Genomic DNA, 21,482 nt, shown 5'->3' with positions numbered 1-21,482 from the left:
ACTATAAAACAAAAGTTTTACCGCGAAATAAACAGTTGCGGAAATAAAAAACCACCCGCGAATGGCGGGTGGTTCTAGTAATATAATTAGTGATTTAGAACTAGTCTTTCAACACTTTGTAAGTCCCTGTTTGTCCGTTCACCGTGACCTTCATAAGGTAGGTGCCCGTACTAAGTCCAGAGATGTCAATCTGTGAAGTCGTAGCGCCAACACGATTATTAACCACAATCTGACCCAAAAGGTTGTACAGCGATACATGCTCGATGTTATCAATACTCTTCAGGTTTAAAATACCACTGGTTGGGTTCGGATAATAACTAAATCCTGTTAGGGTATTTTCTGTAAGACCAAGGTTAGTACCGTCAATCACGATATCGGTAATAGCTCCACTGTTCAATACAAAAACATAGTAAGCCTGACCTGCTAGAGTATAAATTGATGCAGAAGTGCCAGGAGCACATTGGTTAGTGTTCTGTGGAACTAATACAAGATCGGTCTCAGTAGCATTCTCGTCTGGTGCAGTGTAGAACGTTACTGAACTAGCTCCACCTGGAATAACAATCATTGCATTGGCTTGGCCATCGCCTCCAGCTACAAAATTGTACCAAACACCATTTGCTCCAGTAAGATCACAACCTTGTGGATTGCCACCTTCCGTAGTAGCAGCAGGCATCGCAACAGAAGGATCTGTGTAAGGGAAACCTATTTCATCTACATCAATAGAGTTTGCTATCATATCGTTTGGCGGAGGTGTTGGCGTACAAGTAACATCCATTGTGAAGTTGCCCGTTGCACTACCAAAGCCGTGGATAAGAATATAATACTGTGTGTTCCCATCACTTGCAAAAGTAATTTCGGACTGAAGTCCACAAGCATCATCGTTGCCATCAACACAAACTAGGGCTGCACAGGTTCCGCTATAAACTGATATTTTAGAATCGAAATCTGTTCCGTTACATAGTGATAGGGTAATATCACCTGGAAGACCACTGTTATCATTCAATGAGTACCAAACTCCAGGAGCAGTTATAGTAGTACCACAAGTGGGTGCAGTATCTACAGTAGCACCAACAGTAGTACCTGTAACAGAACCGCCACAACTTACAGCTATAGCACCGCTACAACCATCGTTAGGTAGTGGATCAACACAACTAACATCTAAACTAAAGTTTCCAGAGCTAGAACCGAAGCCTTCAACCATAATATAATAGGTAGATGTACCATCAGAAACGAAGGTTAACTCACTCTGAAGACCACAAGAGTCATCGTTAAAAGCTAATTCATTCAGAAGATCACAATCGTCGAATACGCGAAGTAGAGAATCATAATCAGTACCACCACCGCAAAGTGAAATAGTAACTAACTGAGACGTACCGCTACCAGTAAATTTGTAGAAAACGTCTGGTGCAGCGTTTCCGCCAGAATTTGTCGCTGTCAAAGTTTCACCTACAACACTGTCGCCGCAAGCAAGCGCTATTGCACCAGCACAATCATCATAGGTCACTACAGGACCACCACAACTAACTGTACCAACACCTGAAATAGCATTTGTAAAGTCTCCAAAATCACCAGCGCTAAAGCCAGTTGTAATTAAATAATATTCTGTACCTGCTGTTAAGCTAACATCTAATATTTGAGAAGTTCCTATTCCACCAGGGCCATCATCATCACCAGCCACAAAGTTTGAAGTTTGATCTAATGGATCAAAACAAGTTTCATATATGAAAATATAACCATCCCAAGCACCTCCATCTTGATCACTGTCTACAGTGTAAAGACCAGTAACATCAACGGTAAATGGACCGTAAACGTCATATGATACAGGACCTAAACCTGAACAGCATGTTCCATCTGCAAAAGGTCTGTCCCAAATATCAGGGCTTGTAGCATCGTCTGGAGTAGTGTCAATTAAGTTACAGTCACTAACAATTGGACAGCCACCACCACCATCACAACTATAAGTTCTGAAAGTATAATCAAAATCTGGAAATGGAGTATAACCTGCATTAGCAAAAACATTTCCATTAGGATAAGGATTGGTTGTGTCACCCGCAATACAAGGTAAAGTAGGATCTCCTTCAATAACAATATAATATGTCGTACCAACCGTAACATTTACTACAGGATCCCAAAATACATCGGCCCAAACGGTACCATCGGTTTGACTGGTTCCACTAGCTAACATTGTTCCGCCCGCATTTGGAAGTCCATCCCATAAGGATAAATTCACATCAAGTCCTGTAGATGTAGCTGTAAACATTATTCCTGCTCCAGCAGATTCGTCTTCTAAAGGAATATAAGACTGTGCCAACCCACCTTGTGTAATATTAGCCATGCATGTATTAGTAGAATCTTGATTTATTTCAAGTATCGGAGTTCCGCAAACACCACCGCCTCCACCGGCTGCAGTAACATTCATAGAGTAATCCTCCGCTTGGCCAAAACCTGTTGCCAAACAAGGGTTTAAATAATTAGTCGTCCCAAATTGTTTCTTAACTCTCATTCTTGTGGTTCCAACCATAGCACCAGCGGGAACATCTATGGTTCCGTTAGATTGCTGACCATCGGTTCCTGTAGAGTTGACAAGAAGATCTGTTATTTCATATACTTCTCCCGCATCGTTCAAAACACCGTTTTGGTTCCAGTCAATAAATACAACAAATCGGTTTGTAAAGTTTCCGTCTGTATTACCTTCTAAGGCAACCGGGTAACTCATTCCAGCTTCCATATTGCCGCTAATAGCAGTAAAATCTTCGTGATCTGGGGTACCGTTTAGAACTGCGCTTGAAACATTGCTTATTCCTGCTACATCTACTAAAGTAATAGGTTCAACATTTGAAGTAAAATCAAGCGGTCCACAATAAGGAGCTGGGAATGCTCCGCCACCACCAGCTTCTTCTCCAACAATATTCATAACCATATGCTGATTCGGGAATCCGATTGCCGCTAGATCTGTAGGAGAAGTGATACCGCATGCAGCAGACATAATCCAAGAAACTCCAGTTTGTCCACTAGTATTGGAACCGGGGAACCACGAGAAAGTTGCACCAGCGTTTATCTTAAGCTCATATATCATAATTGCCCCCGCAGGAATAGTTGCAGTAATTGGAACTGAAACCACGATTCCAGCATCCGCAACAGTTGAAACATAATTAGCTGTTCCGCGAAGCGTAGCAGAACCTGGATATCCACCTGGGAAAACAGTTGTTGTAGAATAGATATTTATAGTCAAATTGGTTGGACCAGAAACAGCTTCCACCGCAAATTCAGCATTGCTTACATCAAAAGAATCCGTGATACCAAAATCGGCCGCTAAATTAAAAGCTCTGAAAAAACTGTTTTGATCAGGAATACCACCCGCATTACAAGTTACTGAATTATTAGCAACAATATTCTGGGTATTACTGTGTGTAATAGTCACAGGCGCCAAATTATTATTAACTGAATTAGACTGCGTATTTCTTGATGCAGTTCCAGCAGGAGGATTTAAAATAGTTCTCCGTGAATTATTTGAAGTACTCATCGACGTTGTTCCAGACATATTTCTTTGCACAGGAGCAACGCTCTCTTGATAAGTAGCAGAGCGACCTTCAGGAGTTACAAATTGAAAATTAGATTTTTGTTTCTTGTAAACAATGGGATTATTATCCCCTTTATTCTGAACGTTAGTAACGTTTGAAGACATAACAGCACTCGTTTTTTGCTGTTGATTTAATTGAATGGGATTGTTTTCACCATTCGTTTTTATTATCGGTTGCTGACCATAGCTGGCCGAAAACAACAGTAATAAAATTAACATCGTAAATTTTTTCATAATTTAAGTGGTTTAGTTAAATGCTCAGTTTTAAGGAATTAAAGCTATTCCAAAAAAAACACATTTCAAAGTTTTTGACTGTAAGAATTCAATTTTGATCAAATATATTTATCTACTAACCAGTTACCTACACCCATTTCAACCTAATAATTGATCGTAATTATACTATAAAAAGCTTGCCTGCATTGAGATTGTTGAAAAAATGAAGAGAAAACAAAAGTTTTTTTGAAATTCGAAACTTTAAATCTGAAGTTCATTAAAAAATTTAATTGACCCTTAAAACCAAAAAAGCAATCAATTAAAGAAAATAATAAGTTCAACCAAGTAGAATTTAACTCTAACATTTAATCAGAATTTCGCTTACAATTGAAGAATAATAAATAGCAGTCCTAATCGAGATATTCTGGACTTGACTAATATTTCTGAATAAATATAATGCTACAAAAAAACCACCCGCGAATGGCGGGTGGTTCTAGTAATATAATTAGTGATTTAGAATTAGTCCTTCAACACTTTGTAAGTCCCTGTTTGTCCGTTCACCGTTACCTTCATTAGGTAGGTTCCCGTACTAAGTCCAGAGATATCAATCTGTGAAGTCGTAGCGTCTACACGATTATTAACCACAATCTGACCCAAAAGGTTGTACAGCGATACATGCTCGATGTTATCAATACTCTTCAGGTTTAAAATACCACTAGTTGGGTTCGGATAATAACTGAATCCTGTTAGGGTATTTTCTGTAAGACTAAGGTTAGTACCATCGATAACGATATCGGTAATAGCTCCACTGTTTAGTACAAAAACGTAGTAAGCCTGACCTGCAAGTGTATATATAGATGCAGAAGTGCCAGGAGCACATTGGTTTGTGTTCTGTGGAACCAAAACAAGATCAGTCTCGGTAGCATTCTCGTCTGGTGCAGTGTAGAACGTTACTGAACTAGCTCCACCAGGAGTAACAATCATTGCATTGGCTTGGCCATCGCCACCAGCTACAAAATTGTACCAAACACCATTTGCTCCTGTAAGATCACAATTCAGTGGATTGCCACCTTCTGTAGTAGCAGCTGGCATCGCAACAGAAGGATCTGTGTAAGGGAAGCCTATTTCATCTACATCAATAGAGTTTGCTATCATATCGTTTGGCGGAGGTGTTGGTGTACAAGTAACATCCATTGTGAAGTTGCCCGTTGCACCACCAAAGCTGTGGATAAGGATATAATACTGTGTGTTCCCATCACTCGCAAAAGTAATTTCTGACTGAAGTCCACAGGCATCATCGTTGCCATCAACACAAACTAGGGCTGCACAGGTTCCGCTATAAACTGATATTTTAGAATCGAAATCTGTTCCGTTACATAGTGATAAAGTAATTTCACCTGGAAGACCACTGTTATCGTTCAATGAGTACCATACACCTGGCGATGTAATGCCAGGTCCACAAGCGGGAGCACTAGTATCTGTAGTTGCGCCTATTGTAGTTCCTGTAACAGAACTACCACAGCTTACTGCTATAGCGCCGCTACATTCATCGTTAGGTAGTGGATCAGCACAACTAACATCTAAACTAAAGTTTCCAGAGCTAGAACCGAAGCCTTCAACCATAATATAATAGGTAGATGTACCATCAGAAACGAAGGTTAACTCACTCTGAAGACCACAAGAGTCATCGTTTAAAGCTAATTCGTTCAGAAGATCACAATCGTCGAATACACGAAGTAGAGAATCATAGTCAGTACCACCACCGCAAAGTGAAATAGTAACTAACTGAGACGCACCGCTACCAGTAAATTTGTAGAACACGTCTGGTGCAGCATTTCCGCCAGAATCTGTCGCTGTCAAAGTCTCACCTACAACACTGTCGCCGCAAGCCAATGCAATTGCGTTTGCACAATCATCATTTGTGAAAACAGGAGGCACACAAATAGACATTGAGAACTGTAATACTTGGCCAGTGTCTCCACCTGCATCATCACAAACTTTAAAATTCCAAACACCTGCAATATCTTCACCTGCAAAAGCAGCTGCAAATGTACCGCCCATAGGTTGGTAAGGTCCAACGCCAAAAGGAGCCGCGGCAAGTGTAATATCTGCACCACCGTCTTCAAACATAGTTCCATTGTATCCATCATCTGTGCCTCCACCAAGGTCATTTGCAAGTAACAATTCTGTTCCGCTTGGCGAAACAAGATAAAGGTCTAAATCTGCACTAAAGGTATGTGCTATATCTATTGTAATATTTTCTAGAGTTGCACCAGAGCCTATTATACCTGTTTCACTTACAGTAATTGGTATAAGGTTCGGAGCGTTTGTACAATCTGCTGTTGAATTTCCTGCGCCATCAATATCAAACGGAACGGCTGTACTATCGTAAGCTGTGCTTACGCAAGTAGATCCGCCACCATCACAACTATAAGTTCTGAAAGTATAATCAAAATTTGGAAATGGATTATAACCTGGATTTGCAAAAACGTTTCCATCAGGATATGGATTGTTTGTAGATCCCGCAATACATGGTAAATTAACATCACCCTCTATTACTATATAATATGTTGTACCAACTGTAACATTAACTACAGGGTCCCAAAATACATCGGTCCATACAGTACCATCCGTTTGGGAAGTTCCACTAGCTAACATTATTCCTCCAGCATTCGGAAGACCATCCCATAAGGAAAGATCCACATCAAGCCCTGTAGATGCCGCCGTAAATTTAATACCTGCACCAGCAGATTCGGCTTCTGTTGGAATGTAAGACTGAGCCAAATCACCTTGTGAGATAGTAGCCATACAAGTATCTTCTATATCTTGATTAACTTCCAATAAAGGGCTGCCACAAGCGGTACCACCTCCACCACCAGTACCTTCTTCAATAGATAAAGAATCTATTCCTATATAATCTGAATTACTTCCAGCAGGACCACCATTGGTAACCCAATATCTAAAAGCAACCCTTGTATCAATTGCTCCTGTAAGGCCAGTAATAACAACCGTAAATTGTGTCCAAACTTCTGGATATACTCCTGTAACCAATGTAGGGTTTATCTCTAATAATAATCCTGTATACGAGCCAACACTAGCTGGACCCGTTGGATTTGTATTCGCTCCAGTAGGATCTATACGTACTTCCAATCTATCTGGAAAAGTGCTCCCGGTTACAGTACGAGTCCAAAAAATAATTTCGTCACCATTTTCCAAATTTAATTGGGGTGTTATCATAAAGTTGTTGATTACACTACCCGCTGTATTATTAAAATTAGCTCCAATATAGGCAGTTGCTGCTCCTGCTTGAGATGGAAAAACAGTGGCATTACCTTGAAACCACCCTGTTGAACCTGGAGTGTCGCTTACATTCACAAAGCTGAAACCAGCTCCTGGTAATGTTGTAATGTCATTAAAGCCTTCTGTAAGAAGTGTGGCTTGAGGTATTCTTTGACCTACACTTTGTGTATTTAAATTTTCTGAATCGAAAGTGGCAGACTGCGTCACATTCGTTTGAGCCACTGATGGACCCATCTGTTGTCTATTTTCAACAACAGTAGTCTTAGATCCGTAATCCAAGGCGTTCTGCTGTATAAATTGAGCCTCAACGGTAGCTATTATACCGATACAGGCAAAAATTAACATGGTAATTTTCTTCATAATTAAAATGGTTTAGTTAAATGTATAGTTTTTAAGAATTTAAAGCTATTCTAAAAAAAGCACAATTCAAAGTTTTTGACTGCATGAATTAAATTATAATAGACAATATTAAACTATTATTTAATTAAACGTAAAGGTCCAAACCCTTATTAGGCATCATTATACGCCGAAGTAATTTTGGTCGATAAATTATTCAAGAGAGATAAAGTCAAAAAATATTTTGCATCTCAATAGGCTTCGAGATAGAAATTATAAAATGAAATTAATTCCTTAAAACACTTATAATGAATTGCTTATCGATAAAACTAATATTAATATAAAACCACTTTAAAATATAACATTGTACGACTTATTCCTTAAAATCGAATTGTAAATAATTAATAGATATTAATTAAATTCACAAGCCACACTGAAAATTTCAAAAAAAAAACGATAAAAACAGGTTGTAAAAAAAAACCACCCGCGAATGGCGGGTGGTTCTAGTAATATAATTAGTGATTTAGAATTAGTCCTTCAACACTTTGTAAGTCCCTGTTTGTCCGTTCACCGTTACCTTCATTAGGTAGGTTCCCGTACTAAGTCCAGAGATATCAATCTGTGAAGTCGTAGCGTCTACACGATTATTAACCACAATCTGACCTAAGATGTTGTACAGCGATACGTGCTCGATGTTGTCAACACTCTTCAGGTTTAAAATACCACTAGTTGGGTTCGGATAATAACTGAATCCTGTTAGGGTATTTTCTGTAAGACTAAGGTTAGTACCGTCGATAACGATATCGGTAATAGCTCCACTGTTTAGTACAAAAACGTAGTAAGCCTGACCTGCAAGTGTATATATAGATGCAGAAGTGCCAGGAGCACATTGGTTAGTGTTCTGTGGAACCAATACAAGATCAGTCTCGGTAGCATTCTCGTCTGGTGCAGTGTAGAACGTTACAGAACTAGCTCCACCAGGAGTAACAATCATTGCATTGGCTTGGCCATCGCCACCAGCTACAAAATTGTACCAAACACCATTTGCTCCAGTAAGATCACAATTCAGTGGATTGCCACCTTCTGTAGTTGCAGCTGGCATATGCACAGCAGGGTCAGTATAAGGGAACCCTATTTCATCTACATCTATTGAATTCACGATTAAATCGTTAGGTGGAGGTGAAAGCGCGCAAGTAACATCTGCTTCCCATCCTGCTTGTGGTACCGAAGCATCACTCAAGAATACAAAAGTTAATGTACCAGTTGCGTGCGAAGATGTAAATGGACCAGGATTGGTTGTTCCATAATATCCTCCTGCAGGGAAACCACCATTAGTTGCTGGGTTACCGCTAGAAATTATTGGAGCAGAAGCATCTGGGCCATCATAAACATAAAGTGCATCCCATCCAGTTTCTACTTCAAAAGATGTAAACGTTACTGTAACCAATTCGCCAGCATTTGTAGGCGTGATAGTGGTTGTTACGTTTGCATTGTTTTCATAGTCGCCTGCTGCACCTCCCGTATCATAAAACTTACCACCACATGCTGGTGGAGTAATTAAAGTTTCAAAAGTAACAGGACCTGCGTAAGAGCTTAAGCCATCTACATCACAATCGGCAACTACATAAAAATCATATGCAATACCGTTTGTTAAACCGCCAGCGGTTGCAGTTGTTGTACCAGCTACTGTTGTGCCTGTGGATACCGCAGGGTCTACAGCTGGGTTTGCTCCCTCAAGGAATACATACCAAACATAACCATTACTGGCATTTGGCTCGGCACTCCAAGCAAGGTCCGCAGTTGTCTCAGTAATATTGCTTACAACCAAGTTTGTTGGTTCTGGACATGATGGAGGAGGAAGTGTTTCTCCTATAGATGACCAAGCTACCTGAGTTGTGGTTGCTGGAGTAATAATTTCACCTATTAAAGTAGTTGCTCCAGTAGTTGTATTTACTGAACGCCATTCAGCCGCAAATGCAGCACCGTTAAATGCCGACATATAAACCATATCGGTTGTTGGGTCGTAACACATTCCTTGTCCAAAATTGGCGTCAAAACCAATATTGCCAATTAATGTAGCAGTTGCAGTAGCAAGATCGATAGAATACAGATTGTCTGTTACTATTTCATAAGTATATCCAACTCCAGCTCCATCAATAGCAAGGGCTATAGGAAGATCGCTTGGGTTAATACCTGTTGCGCCTATCAATGTTGCAGTAACTGCAACTGGATCGATAGTATAAAGATCTGCACCAGCAATAGCATAAAGCGTACCGCTAACACGGTCAAACTCCATACCTACCCAGTCACCTGCGATGTTTCCTAACAAAGTATAGAAACCTGAAGTAACGTCAAAAGAATAAAATTGGCCTGCATTATCAAGTGCATACCCAGTAGTTGGGTTTGCAGGATCAATAGCTCCAGCGTTCTCAAAGTTGACAGTAACAGGAGAAGTTCCAAAAACTTCAGTAGTTCCTGGTGTTGCTACTCCAAAACCAATTAAATTTTGGTTAGAATTGTTGATACCGTAAACCGTAGTTAAGGCACCACCGCCACCACCGCCACTGGTGCCTTTTAAGGCTACTATTCCCATTTCAGCACAATCAGTGTTAACTGATCCCAATGAAGTAGCAACGCCAGTTGTAGTATTTACAGAAGCAAAAACATTTACTCCACCACCTAAATATGCTCCCATATAAAGGATATCTGTATCTGGATCAAAATCTGCATCCTGTGCAAAATTGATGTTAATACCTAATGCTCCCACTAAGGTAGCTGTACCAGTTGTTAAACTCACTGAATAAAGGCTGTCTAATCCAACATCTGCCATAAATGCATTTCCAGTAGAGTCTATTGCCAACCAAATAGGAACCCATCCAACAATAGTTGTGCTTCCTACTAAAGTAGCTACAGCTGTTGTAAGGTTAACCGTATAAACAGATCCAACATCACCAGCTCCTGCCATTAAGTACATTGTACTATCAGCTTCGTTCCAGGCAATACCTCTTAAACCTTCTCCAGCAAGTAATCCTGTTACTGGTGCTACCGTTGTTTCAGCACCTGTGGTTGTGTCTAAGGTTAACAAAGTTGCTGCAGTGCCGTTAAATGCATATAATGTACCGCTTCCATCAAAATCACCACCATAAATTGGTGTTATTGTGTTGCTTATAGGTGCAATATTATATGGTCCTGCTAATGGAAAAGTTCCAAAATCTGTTGAACAAGATCCTGCACGTAAATTAAGACCATAAACTACAGAAGGGCCTCCGCCGCCTCCGCCGCCGCCAGCGGTAAGTACTTCAACTTCCCATCCACAAGTGTTTACTACAGTTGTAGCACTAAATTCAAATGTTAATGCGCCTGAAGTAGAAGTAAAAACCCCTGAACCATTAGCGACAATCATACCTGCTAATGTATCTGTATCACCATTTAAATTACTATTATATATTTGAGGTGAACTCGTATCTGGACCATCATAAATATTTAAGAAATCAAAAGTTCCAAAAATTCTAAATGATAAGAATTCTACAGATAAATCAGTCCCTGTTAAGGTAGTTGTAGTAATACAACCACAGTTAGGGTAATCTCCAGGATTTCCCGAGCTAGTAGTTGAACAATCTCCACCTGGACCTCCAGTAGTACCATCTGATGGATCGAAAAAGAAATCTCCAGCAGATACTGCAAAACTTTCAACAGCTCCGGCTGTAGGCACAATGTCAGAAAGAATTCCTCTTCGTTGAGTTGTTGTATAATTTTGTACAGTAGTATTTGTTCTACTCATAGAAGCCGCCAGAATTTCAGCTTCTTCTTCAGCAGTAAAAGATTCGGGAGAAACAAATAGTGGTGTTTTTTGTTTAGAAACAATTCTGTTTTCTATAGAGTAATCAATCCCTGTAGAATTACCGAATTTATCAGTATAGTCTGTAGTCACGAACAAAGGAGTGTATTGCGCCTTTTTCGCAGCCTCTGTTGCAATAGGTAATTTGTTACTAAAATGTGTACGCAACATTCGTTGCTCCTCCATTGTAAAATGGTCGGAAATAGAACCGCTTTGATTTCCGACTCTATTATACCTTACCAACAAATCCTCAATTGAGGTGCCGGCCTTTTTTTGGACTTCTATTTTTGTCGTGCCCTGTTGGGTCGTCGAGATAGAAGGTTGAACAATCTGGGCTTGCATCGTCAGCGCTAGTAGGCCAACAAAACACCCCATAAGAGTACTTCTTTTCATAATTAGATAAATTTTAGTTAATATGTCCCTAAAAGTATCAAAAAAAACGTTAAACGCAAGTGAATACACCAACTACTTCTGTCAAGAATAAAAAAAATCCTGTCACAGAAAATCTGGACAGGATTAAATTAATTTTATGAAAGAAAAAACTACTTCCCTTCTACAAAAGCTTCCATAACGCCATCACTGACGCCCATGTTTGAAAAACCTCCATCGTTATATAAATTCTGAAGAGTTACTCTTTTTGTCAAGTCGCTAAACATCGCAATGGTGTAATTAGCACAATCCAAGGCAGTTGCATTTCCAAGTGGCGACATTTTATCGGCATAGCTTATAAAACCATCAAAACCCTTAACTCCTTGACCTGCAGTTGTTGGTGTTGGCGACTGTGAAATAGTATTAACACGAACTTTTTTATCCTTTCCGAAGAAATAACCAAAACTACGTGCAATACTTTCTAAATATGCCTTATTATCTGCCATATCATTATAATCTGGGAAAACACGTTGCGAAGCCATATAAGTAAGTGCAATTATGCTCCCCCACTCATTCATCGCATCTTTTTGGTAAAGTACTTGCATCGTTTTATGAAACGAAACAGCCGAAATATCCCAACCTTTATGGGTAAAATCGTAATTCTGATTTGTATAGTGATTGCCTTTTCGAACGTTTACAGACATTCCAATAGAGTGCAACACAAAATCTAATTTACCTCCTAAAATTTCGGTTGCCTTAGCTACCAAATTTTCCAAGTCTTCAATACTTGTTGCATCTGCAGGAACAACTTCAGAGTTAGTTTTATCTGCTAGCTCTTTTATCTGGCCCATACGTAGTGCAATTGGCGCATTTGTAAGTACAAATTTTCCACCTTCCTCGTGAACGCGCTCTGCGGTTTTCCAAGCTATGGAATTAGCATCCAATGCTCCAAAAATGATTCCCCGTTTTCCTTTTAGTAAGTTATAAGACATGTTTTAATGTATTTTATGGTTGAATAGATTTTTGATTTTTTCAATTTTTAACAGAAGAGTAAAGATACATTTTAATTCAATAATTCCTTCGCATTTGCTATTGCCGCTTCCGAAACATTTTTGCCACCAAGCATTTCTGCAATCTCCACGATGCGCTCATCTTTGTTCAAAATTCTAAGATAGGTAGCAGTTACTTCGTTATTGTCTTCCTTGTAAACTTTTATATGATGGTCGCCTTTTGCGGCTATTTGCGGTAAATGCGTAATACTTAACAACTGCATCGATTTACTCATTTGGTGCATTATTACCGCCATTTTATTAGCCACTTCTCCAGAAACACCTGTATCTATTTCATCAAAAACAATGGTTGGCAATTTTTTGTATTCGGCCAAAACCGCTTTAATTGCGAGCATAATTCTACTCATTTCCCCACCCGAGGCTACTTTTTTTAATGGCCCAAAAGCTAGTCCTTTATTTGCAGTAAACAACAATTGTAACGCGTCGGTTCCGTTGCTTTTAAATGTTTCAGAAGAAGTAAGTTCAAACTGAAACCGTGCATTTGGCAAGCCTAAAGGAAAAAGCGTTTCTTCCAACTTCGTTTTAAGAATTGGAATTGCCTCCATTCTTTTATTATGAAGTTTTCCCGCTATTTCTAAAGCAGTTTCGCGTAAGGCATTTTTCTGCTTTTCTAATTTTATTATCTGCTCGTCTAATCCGAGTGTAATATTCACTTTTTCCTCCAATTGCTCCTCTAATGCTATTAGTTCAGCAACGGTGGCAACGGAGTGTTTTTGTTGTAATTTATAAAGCGTTTGTAACTTTTCATTTATTTGTGAAAGCGTTTCGGGGTCTGCCTCTATTGCTTCCGCAGCCTTACTTATTTCGGCCGAAATATCTTCCATTTCAATAATAACGCTATTTAAACGTTGCCAAAAATCATCAAAGCTTTTTGAAAATTCTTTGATTTTGCCCAAAACAATACGCCCTTCTTTTGCGGTTTGCAAAGCGCCAATTTGTTCTTCGTCAATTAGTCGGTCAACATTGGCAAGCGCTTCCTGTATTGCCTCGGCATTATTCAACGTTTCGTAGGTTTCTTCAAGCTCTTCTTGGTTCAAGTTTTTTAAACCTGCTTGCTGAAGTTCATTAAAAAGAAAAGTATTGAATTCAAGCTCTTTTGAAGCATTTTCCTTTTGAAGTTTTAAAGCTGACAGTTTTTCTGAAATCTTTTTATAATCTTCAAATTGAAACTGGTACGATTTCAAGTCTTCAGAATTTCCCGCCAGCGCATCTATTACTTCCATTTGGAATGTTTCGGAAACAATTTCCAAAGTTTCGTGCTGGCTATGTACATCTACTAAATACGGCGCCAAGGCCTGCAGTTGCGTCAATGCTACCGGAGTATCGTTTACAAAAGCTCGTGATTTTCCGCCCGGCAATATTTCCCTTCTAATAATGGTAAGGGATTCGTAATCCAAATCATTATCGTCAAAAACATTTTGTAATCCGTAATTTTTTATTTGGAAATGTCCCTCTATTACACATTTTAGAGCAGGATCTTTAACGCTGCTTAAATCTGCACGTTTTCCTAAAAGTAGCCCCAAAGCCCCGAGGATAATTGATTTTCCAGCACCTGTTTCACCAGTAATAATGGTTAAACCCTCACTTAAATCCACGCGAATATCTTCAATAAGCGCATAATTTTTTATGGCAAGGCTGGTTATCAAATTTAGCTGTTAGATTTTAGAAGTGAGACGTTAGATTTTTCAAATTCAAGTAATCAAATTTGACCTTTGAATCTATAAATTTAAAGGAAAGATACTAATTGGTACAATCTCGATAAAATTAAAATTTAATTTCAGACCAATTGCTTCGTTTTGTGGGAGCCAATCTATTAAGATTCTCCATTAATTTGGTAATATCTACCTGTGGCCCACCGCTAAATACGGCTTGTATTTCGTCACTTTTCGCATCAAAAAATGTACGCACCAAGAAAGAATTTGGACGACGGTCATTAATACCTTTTAAATTGTTTATGGCTTCAGCAATTGTTTGTTTTGCCTTTTTTTGATCGCTCGCCATTGCATCCATTCCATCGCGGTGATATTTGTACATCACATCGTGAAATTCTTTATAAACTGAAGAGATTAAAGCATCGTTATAACGGTATCTAGACTGGTTGCCATCTGTGGCTTTCCAACCTTGAAAATTGCTAGAAGCAGCAGTATTAGTAATTTGTTTCGCGATTTCAAAATAAGGCTCTCCACCGTTTGGGGTAAAAGTATCTGCATCTAAACCTATAACCGTATAAACATGAAACGCCACTACAGAAACAAGGTTTGAACCAAAGCTATTTATGTTGAAAGTAAGCGGCTCAAATTCCTTATAACTGAATCTAACTTGTCTGTCAAAATAGTTATAAACTGGTGTGTCATAGGTAGATTGAAAAACGGGACGCGAAGACTGAACTTGCAATGTAGCAGTAAAAGAATCGCCGTCAAACTGACTAATAACCAGCGTCATATTACAATCTATTCGCTCCTGGTTTTTGTATTCTTTATCGGTCCATTTTGTGTTGTTTACAAACTCCCGTAACTGGGTTTCCAACGTGCGGAAAATTTGCAAATTGGGCTGTCCGGTTTGTTCGGCATCAATGGAAACGGTGCAATTAAGTTCTTGGGCCTGCGTAGAAAACGCAGCGATAGCACATAATAAGAAAAGTAAAATTTTACGCATTTGTCTGTTCTATAATATATTCTAAAATATCTTTTGCTACTTCTTTTTTAGGTTTAACAGGAAAAGGAAGTGTTTTATTGTCTTTGGTGATTAAAGTAATTTTGTTGGTGTCAGTTTTAAAACCAGCGCCTTTGTCTCGAAGCGAATTTAACACAATTAAATCTAAATTCTTTTTTTTGAGTTTCAATTTTGCGTTTTCTTCTTCGTTTTGGGTTTCGAGTGCAAAACCAACCAAAAATTGCTTTTTCTTAATTTCACCCAGCGACGCTAATATATCTTTAGTTTTTATAAGGTGAAGGGTAAGATCATCACTTTTCTTTTTAATCTTTTCTGTAGCAACTTCAGAAGGGCGATAATCTGCAACGGCGGCGCTTAAAATAGCAACATCACTTTTGTCGAAATATTCGTGCGCTGCAGTATACATTTCTGCTGCCGATGTAACGCGAACAATTTTCACGAAATCGTTTTCAAGCTTTAAAGCTGAAGGGCCAGATATTAAAACAACCTCAGCGCCAAGTTGGGCTGCGGCTTCAGCAATAGCATAACCCATTTTTCCACTCGAATGATTTCCGATGAAACGCACGGGATCAATTGCCTCGTAGGTTGGACCAGCAGTTATTAAAAACTTCTTCCCGCGAAGCGGAAGTTTTTCTAAAATATTATTTTCTAAAAAGGAAACAATTTCTTCTGGCTCAGCCATTCTACCCTGCCCCACTAAACCACTTGCAAGTTCACCAAAAGCCGCCGGAATTTGAATATTTCCGAAGCTATTAAGTTTATCAAAAGTATTATTTGTGGACGGATGTTGGTACATGTCTAAATCCATTGCTGGCGCGTAATACACCGGGCATTTTGCAGAAAGATAGCAGGCAAGCAATAGATTGTCGCAGGTACCATTCGCCATTTTAGAAAGCGTATTTGCGGTAGCTGGAGCTATTAAAAACAAATCAGCCCAAAGGGCCAACTCCACGTGGTTGTTCCATTCGGGCTCTTTAAAGCTATTTTCATCTTTTTCTTTTGTAAAAGATGAAAACACTTCGTTTTTAGAGAGTGTTGCAAGGGTAAGCGGTGTAACAAATTCTTTAGCAGAATGCGTCATAACCACTTTTACATTAGCTCCTTTCTTCACCAAAAGCCGAACTAAAAAGGCTGTTTTGTACGCGGCAATCCCGCCGGTAACTCCAAGCAAGATATTTTTCCCGTTCAAAACAGCCATTTTTCAGTGTTCAGTGTTCAGTAAATCAGTACGCAGTATTAAATTTGCTATTCCCAGAATTCCCCCTTGAGGGTTAGGGAGCTACTCTTCTACTACTTCGTCTATTGTATTTCTGTAGTAGATTTTATTTTCTAACCACTCTTGTACTGCCAAAGCGTGTGGCTTTGGAAGTTTTTCGTAGAATTTTGAAACCTCTATTTGCTCTTTGTTTTCGAAAATTTCTTCCAAACTATCGTTGTAAGTAGCAAACTCATCAAGCTTTTCAAGTAATTCTTTTTTAATGTCACCGTTTATTTGTGCAGCTCTTTTCGAAATAATTGAAATAGCTTCATAAATGTTGTGCGTTGGTGCATCAATCAAATTCTTGTCTAATGTAACGGTATTGATGGGGGCTTCTGAATTTTTGATATCCATAATATTAAATTAATTAAATAGTGGGTTCTGTTTCTAAGGGTACAATTTTGCTCTCTATATCCTGATATAATGCCGTTGCTTCGGGAGCCAAATCTGTGTCCTTGTAATATTTTATAAAATTATTGTAGTATCCTTTTGCTGAGCGCAAACGTTCCTGTACCAAAACCGGAACACTGTTAATCGCTAATTTATAGGCAGAAACAAATCTTCCGTAAAAAGCATCTTTTCTATAAATCGAGCCTGGATTATCTGTTATAAAATTGTCGAAAGCGCCAATTGCGGCCTTGTAATCTTCAACGCGCAAATATTGCTTTGCAACTTCAAATTCTTTCTTTTCTAACTTATTTCTCAACTCTGCAACAAGCGTATTTGCCTCGGTGCGTTTATCTGAATTGGGATATCTATTTATAAATTCCTGTAACTTTTCAAGTCCTTTATCAGTCTCTTTTTGATCCAATGAATATCTTGGAGAAAGCTGATAAAAACTTTTTGCAGATTTAAACGAAGCTACTTCTAAACTATCACTTAATGGATAGGCTTGCGTAAATCTTTCAAACTGGTAACCAGCTAAGTAAAAATCTTCTAGGTTGTAATAGGTGTTCGCATAGATAAACATTAGCTTTTCACCTTGAGGTTTCCCACGATATGCGGGTACTAACTGCTCCATTAATTTAAGTCCCTTTTTGTATTTGCCCATCCTATAAAGCGAATCGGCTAGGGTGTATTTTTTACCCATATCATCCTTTCGTAACACCTGTTGGTATTCACTACAGGACGAAAGAAGAATGGTAAGACAGAGAATTAAAAAAATAGGTAATCGCATGGGCTTAAAAAACATCGTGCAAAAATAGGGAATTAAACATGATTGAACAAACTTATTATTGGGCTAAAATATTGCGCTGAAGACTATTGTTAGCAAGCCTTTTGAAATATTTAACTACTAATTTGAAAAGCGTGATTTTATAAATTATCGACAAAAGCATCAATTTTACTTCTTAAACCGTCGGTAACGCCCACTAATGGAAGCCTTACAGTGTCTCCACAAACGCCTCTTTTTTTGAAAACCGCCTTTATTCCAGCAGGATTTCCTTCCGCAAAAATATAATCGATTGCTAGCGCAATTTTATAATGGATTTTATAAGCTTCATCTACCTTTCTGTCTAAACCAAGTTTTACCATTTGTGAAAATTCCTTCGGAAAACCTTCTCCAATTACTGAAATTACTCCCGCACCTCCCGCAAGTATCATTGGTAAAGTAATCATGTCATCGCCAGAAATAATCAAGAAATCTTTTGGGCAACCGGCAATTAGTTTCATTGCTTGTACCATATCTCCGGCAGCTTCTTTAATAGCAACAATTTTATCAAAATCATTCGCCAAACGAATTACCGTTTCCGGAAGCATATTTGAAGCTGTCCTTCCAGGTACGTTATACAAAATTATTGGTAACGGCGCAGCTTTTGCAATTGCAGCAAAATGCTGATAAACACCTTCCTGAGTAGGTTTGTTGTAATAGGGTGAAACTGAAAGAATGGCGATAAAAGCCGAAAGATCGCGAGTTTGCATTTCAGCAATTACTTCGTGCGTATTATTGCCGCCAATGCCTAAAACTAAAGGCAGCCGACCATTATTTGCAGAAATTACCGTATCGATTACAAGTTGTTTTTCATCTTTTGAAAGTGTGGCGTTTTCAGCAGTGGTTCCTATAACAACCAAATAATCTATTCCGTTCTCTATATTGAAATTGACCACATTTTTCAGCCCTTCAATATCTACGGAAAAGTCGTTTTTAAAGGGTGTAACAAGTGCTACTCCGGTTCCTATTAGTTCTTTCATTTTCTATATTTTAAATCTGTTGATAATGAGGTTTAAATTGTTAATGGCACTTAAATCTTTTTCAAGATTCGTAAGTATTTCTGCACTTCGGCTTTAAAAAGATCGGGCGTGTTAAGATTCACAGATAACAATAAATCGTAAAGACGCTCATCGGCACCGTGAAAACCTATTTTAAATTTCGCTTTGCTTTCTGCAACCATCAAACTTAAATATTCGTGTTTTCCTTTATAAAAACCTATTAAAACATCGAAAGGAATATCGAGGAATTCTTTGGCATTCTGATTTTGGATATCACCTTTCCAACTGAATTCTTTATTGGTTATCTGATTTTGGCGAAGCGTTGGTAATTTTCGGCGAGTTTCCACGAAAGTGAAAATCTTTACATCTTTTGGCTGTAAACCAAATTCGTTTCCAAAAGCATATAATTTTTCAAAATCGCTAAAAAAAGCTTCGTCCACCAAGAAACCCAAATGTTGTAATGGCTCGTTACGATTCGAAAAGTCGCGCGTTGCCAGACTTTTATCAATATGCTTTTTTAATGAATTTTGTTTTATTCTTTTCAACATGGATTGCCAATCTTTTGCACTTCAAAAATAGTTTTTTTCAAGATTTTTCAGCTTTAATTAGGAAATCATTTCTAAAAAATCATCTTCAGAAATGATTGCCACGTCTAAGCTTTCAGCTTTGGTTTTTTTGCTCGGCCCCATATTTTCGCCAGCTACCACATAGTTAGTTTTAGACGAAATAGAACTCGATACCTTTCCGCCGTTATCTTCTATCAATTTCTTTAGTTCGTCGCGCGACACTTTGGTGAATACACCAGAAACCACGAAGGTATTTCCTTTTAAAGTATCGGTTTGATTAGCGAGCTTATCTGCCGAAATTTCCAATTGAACGCCATAACTTTTCAAACGTTCAATGGTTGTTATATTTTCTTCGGAAGTGAAAAAGGAAACTACACTTTGGGCAATGCGTTCGCCTATTTCATCAACGGTTATCAACTCTTCTTCGGAAGCATTTTTTAACGCGTCAATTGTTTTGTAATGTTTAGCAAGTTTTTTCGCAACGGTTTCACCCACATAACGAATTCCCAATCCGAAGAGAACTCTCTCAAAAGGAATTTGTTTTGAAGCTTCAATTCCCTTCACAATATTTTCGGCACTTTTCTGCGCCATTCGTTCCAACGGAATTATCTGTTCTTCCTTTAAAAGGTATAAATCTGAATAGTTATTTATCAATCCATTATTCACTAAAAGCGCAACAGTTTCACCGCCCAAACCTTCAATATCCATCGCTTTGCGCGAAATAAAATGCTGAATTCGGCCAATAATCTGTGGCGGACAACCGTCAACATTTGGGCAATAATGCTGTGCTTCACCCTCATTACGAACCAATGAAGTTCCACATTCGGGACATTCGGTTATGTATTTTGTAGGATCGGAATTTGGATCACGCTGTGTAAAATCGACGCCAATTATCTTCGGAATTATTTCACCACCTTTTTCAACAAAAACTGTATCTCCTTCGCGTATGTCGAGCTTTTCAATTTGGTCTGCATTGTGCAATGAAGCACGTTTTACAATAGTTCCCGCCAATTCAACAGGCTCCAAATTTGCAACGGGTGTTATAGCGCCAGTTCGCCCAACCTGATAGGTTATTTGATTTAAAACTGTGGAAACCTGCTCGGCTTTAAATTTGTAAGCCATCGCCCAACGCGGCGATTTTGCAGTGTAGCCCAACTCTTCCTGTTGCTGCAGATTGTTCACTTTTACCACTACCCCATCAGTTTCATAGGGCAGCTCATGACGATGAATATCCCAATAGTTTACAAACTCTAAAACCTCCTCTAGGTTATGTGCGAGTTTAGCAGCTTCGGGCACTTTAAAGCCCCAATCTCGAGCATTTTGCAAACTTTCAAATTGTGTTTTTATAGGAAGCCTTTCACCCTGTAAATTATATAACAAACAATCCAACGGGCGTTTAGCAACCTCAGCACTATCCTGCAATTTTAAACTTCCAGAAGCCGTGTTTCGTGGGTTTCTGTATGGTTCTTCGCCCAATTCCACTCTTTCAGCATTCATCTTTGCGAATCCTTCAAAAGGTAAAACAATCTCACCGCGAATATCAAAAAGCGGCGGATAATCTCCCCGAAGTTGCAACGGAACGGACCTTATAGTTTTTATGTTTGCTGTAACATCGTCGCCCTGAAAACCATCACCGCGAGTTACGGCTTTTTTCAGCTTTCCATCTTCGTAAGTCAAACTGATTGAGGCGCCGTCGTATTTAAGTTCACACGTAAATTCTACTTTGCCATCCACCATTTTTTCGATACGCTTCTCCCAATCTTCGAGGTCTTCTTTGGAATAGGAATTATCCAAAGAATACATTCTATACGTATGTGGAATGGTTTCAAAATTCTTGGTTATTTCACCTCCAACTCTTAAAGTTGGTGAATTTGGATCGTAAAACTCTGGATGCTCTTTTTCAAGTTCTTGAAGTTGTTTCAGTTTTTGATCGAATTCAAAGTCGGAAATTGTGGGATTATCTAATATGTAATAATTATAATTATGCTCGCGGAGTTCGTTGCGAAGGGATGTTATTTGTTGTTCGATGTTCATGCAACAAATATAAAATTTTAAACCTCACAGCTTTTTA

Annotated in this window: 12 protein-coding genes; all 12 read right to left on the bottom strand. The window is 38.7% G+C overall.

The window, feature by feature from the left end; translation table 11 throughout:
* Positions 1-100: 100 nt before the first annotated feature.
* Positions 101-3,814 carry a GEVED domain-containing protein gene (locus AC3RVG_RS00235; RefSeq protein ID WP_489689416.1) on the bottom strand — a complete coding sequence of 1,238 codons (3,714 nt, stop codon included), beginning with the start codon at positions 3,812-3,814 and terminating at the stop codon, positions 101-103.
* Positions 3,815-4,312: 498 nt separating this feature from the next.
* Positions 4,313-7,453, bottom strand: coding sequence for a choice-of-anchor J domain-containing protein (locus AC3RVG_RS00230; protein WP_489689415.1), 3,141 nt, complete (start codon positions 7,451-7,453; stop codon positions 4,313-4,315).
* Between the two features lie 505 nt (positions 7,454-7,958).
* Positions 7,959-11,660 (bottom strand): T9SS type A sorting domain-containing protein, encoded by a 3,702-nt coding sequence (locus AC3RVG_RS00225; RefSeq protein WP_489689414.1) that lies wholly within the window; start codon positions 11,658-11,660, stop codon positions 7,959-7,961.
* 149 nt (positions 11,661-11,809) lie between these two features.
* On the bottom strand, positions 11,810-12,628 hold the full coding sequence (locus AC3RVG_RS00220) for an enoyl-ACP reductase FabI (protein WP_489689413.1): 819 nt from the start codon (positions 12,626-12,628) through the stop codon (positions 11,810-11,812).
* A gap of 71 nt (positions 12,629-12,699) precedes the next feature.
* Positions 12,700-14,352 (bottom strand): DNA repair protein RecN, encoded by a 1,653-nt coding sequence (gene recN / locus AC3RVG_RS00215; protein WP_489689412.1) that lies wholly within the window; start codon positions 14,350-14,352, stop codon positions 12,700-12,702.
* Positions 14,353-14,470: 118 nt separating this feature from the next.
* The gene (gene porD / locus AC3RVG_RS00210) at positions 14,471-15,361 is read right to left on the bottom strand and encodes a type IX secretion system protein PorD (RefSeq protein ID WP_489689411.1); all 891 of its coding nucleotides are present in this window, start codon (positions 15,359-15,361) and stop codon (positions 14,471-14,473) included.
* Positions 15,354-16,577: a bifunctional phosphopantothenoylcysteine decarboxylase/phosphopantothenate--cysteine ligase CoaBC gene (gene coaBC / locus AC3RVG_RS00205; protein ID WP_489689410.1), complete on the bottom strand. Its 1,224-nt coding sequence runs from the start codon at positions 16,575-16,577 to the stop codon at positions 15,354-15,356. The genes porD and coaBC overlap by 8 nt, the downstream gene beginning before the upstream one ends.
* Positions 16,578-16,658: 81 nt before the next feature.
* Positions 16,659-16,991 carry a DNA-directed RNA polymerase subunit omega gene (locus tag AC3RVG_RS00200; RefSeq protein ID WP_489689409.1) on the bottom strand — a complete coding sequence of 111 codons (333 nt, stop codon included), beginning with the start codon at positions 16,989-16,991 and terminating at the stop codon, positions 16,659-16,661.
* Between the two features lie 13 nt (positions 16,992-17,004).
* A complete protein-coding gene (locus AC3RVG_RS00195; RefSeq protein ID WP_489689408.1) occupies positions 17,005-17,814 on the bottom strand; it encodes an outer membrane protein assembly factor BamD in 810 nt (269 codons plus the stop codon).
* Positions 17,815-17,951: 137 nt separating this feature from the next.
* Complete coding sequence (dapA, locus tag AC3RVG_RS00190) at positions 17,952-18,827, bottom strand: 4-hydroxy-tetrahydrodipicolinate synthase (RefSeq protein WP_489689407.1); 876 nt, start codon at positions 18,825-18,827, stop codon at positions 17,952-17,954.
* 50 nt (positions 18,828-18,877) lie between these two features.
* The gene (locus AC3RVG_RS00185) at positions 18,878-19,393 is read right to left on the bottom strand and encodes a DUF6913 domain-containing protein (RefSeq protein ID WP_489689406.1); all 516 of its coding nucleotides are present in this window, start codon (positions 19,391-19,393) and stop codon (positions 18,878-18,880) included.
* A gap of 57 nt (positions 19,394-19,450) precedes the next feature.
* Positions 19,451-21,445, bottom strand: coding sequence for an NAD-dependent DNA ligase LigA (gene ligA, locus AC3RVG_RS00180; protein ID WP_489689405.1), 1,995 nt, complete (start codon positions 21,443-21,445; stop codon positions 19,451-19,453).
* Between the last annotated feature and the right edge of the window lie 37 nt (positions 21,446-21,482).

Source organism: Aequorivita sp. IT1282 (genome assembly GCF_058068205.1).
This window is presented reverse-complemented; position numbering and strand designations above follow the sequence as displayed.

Coding starts and splice junctions, on each gene's coding strand:
- dapA (WP_489689407.1), bottom strand. CDS start 18,827: ATGAAAGAACTAATAGGAACCGGAGTAGCACTTGTTACACCCTTTAAA.
- AC3RVG_RS00235 (WP_489689416.1), bottom strand. CDS start 3,814: ATGAAAAAATTTACGATGTTAATTTTATTACTGTTGTTTTCGGCCAGC.
- AC3RVG_RS00220 (WP_489689413.1), bottom strand. CDS start 12,628: ATGTCTTATAACTTACTAAAAGGAAAACGGGGAATCATTTTTGGAGCA.
- AC3RVG_RS00185 (WP_489689406.1), bottom strand. CDS start 19,393: ATGTTGAAAAGAATAAAACAAAATTCATTAAAAAAGCATATTGATAAA.
- AC3RVG_RS00230 (WP_489689415.1), bottom strand. CDS start 7,453: ATGAAGAAAATTACCATGTTAATTTTTGCCTGTATCGGTATAATAGCT.
- coaBC (WP_489689410.1), bottom strand. CDS start 16,577: ATGGCTGTTTTGAACGGGAAAAATATCTTGCTTGGAGTTACCGGCGGG.
- AC3RVG_RS00195 (WP_489689408.1), bottom strand. CDS start 17,814: ATGCGATTACCTATTTTTTTAATTCTCTGTCTTACCATTCTTCTTTCG.
- AC3RVG_RS00200 (WP_489689409.1), bottom strand. CDS start 16,991: ATGGATATCAAAAATTCAGAAGCCCCCATCAATACCGTTACATTAGAC.
- ligA (WP_489689405.1), bottom strand. CDS start 21,445: ATGAACATCGAACAACAAATAACATCCCTTCGCAACGAACTCCGCGAG.
- AC3RVG_RS00225 (WP_489689414.1), bottom strand. CDS start 11,660: ATGAAAAGAAGTACTCTTATGGGGTGTTTTGTTGGCCTACTAGCGCTG.
- porD (WP_489689411.1), bottom strand. CDS start 15,361: ATGCGTAAAATTTTACTTTTCTTATTATGTGCTATCGCTGCGTTTTCT.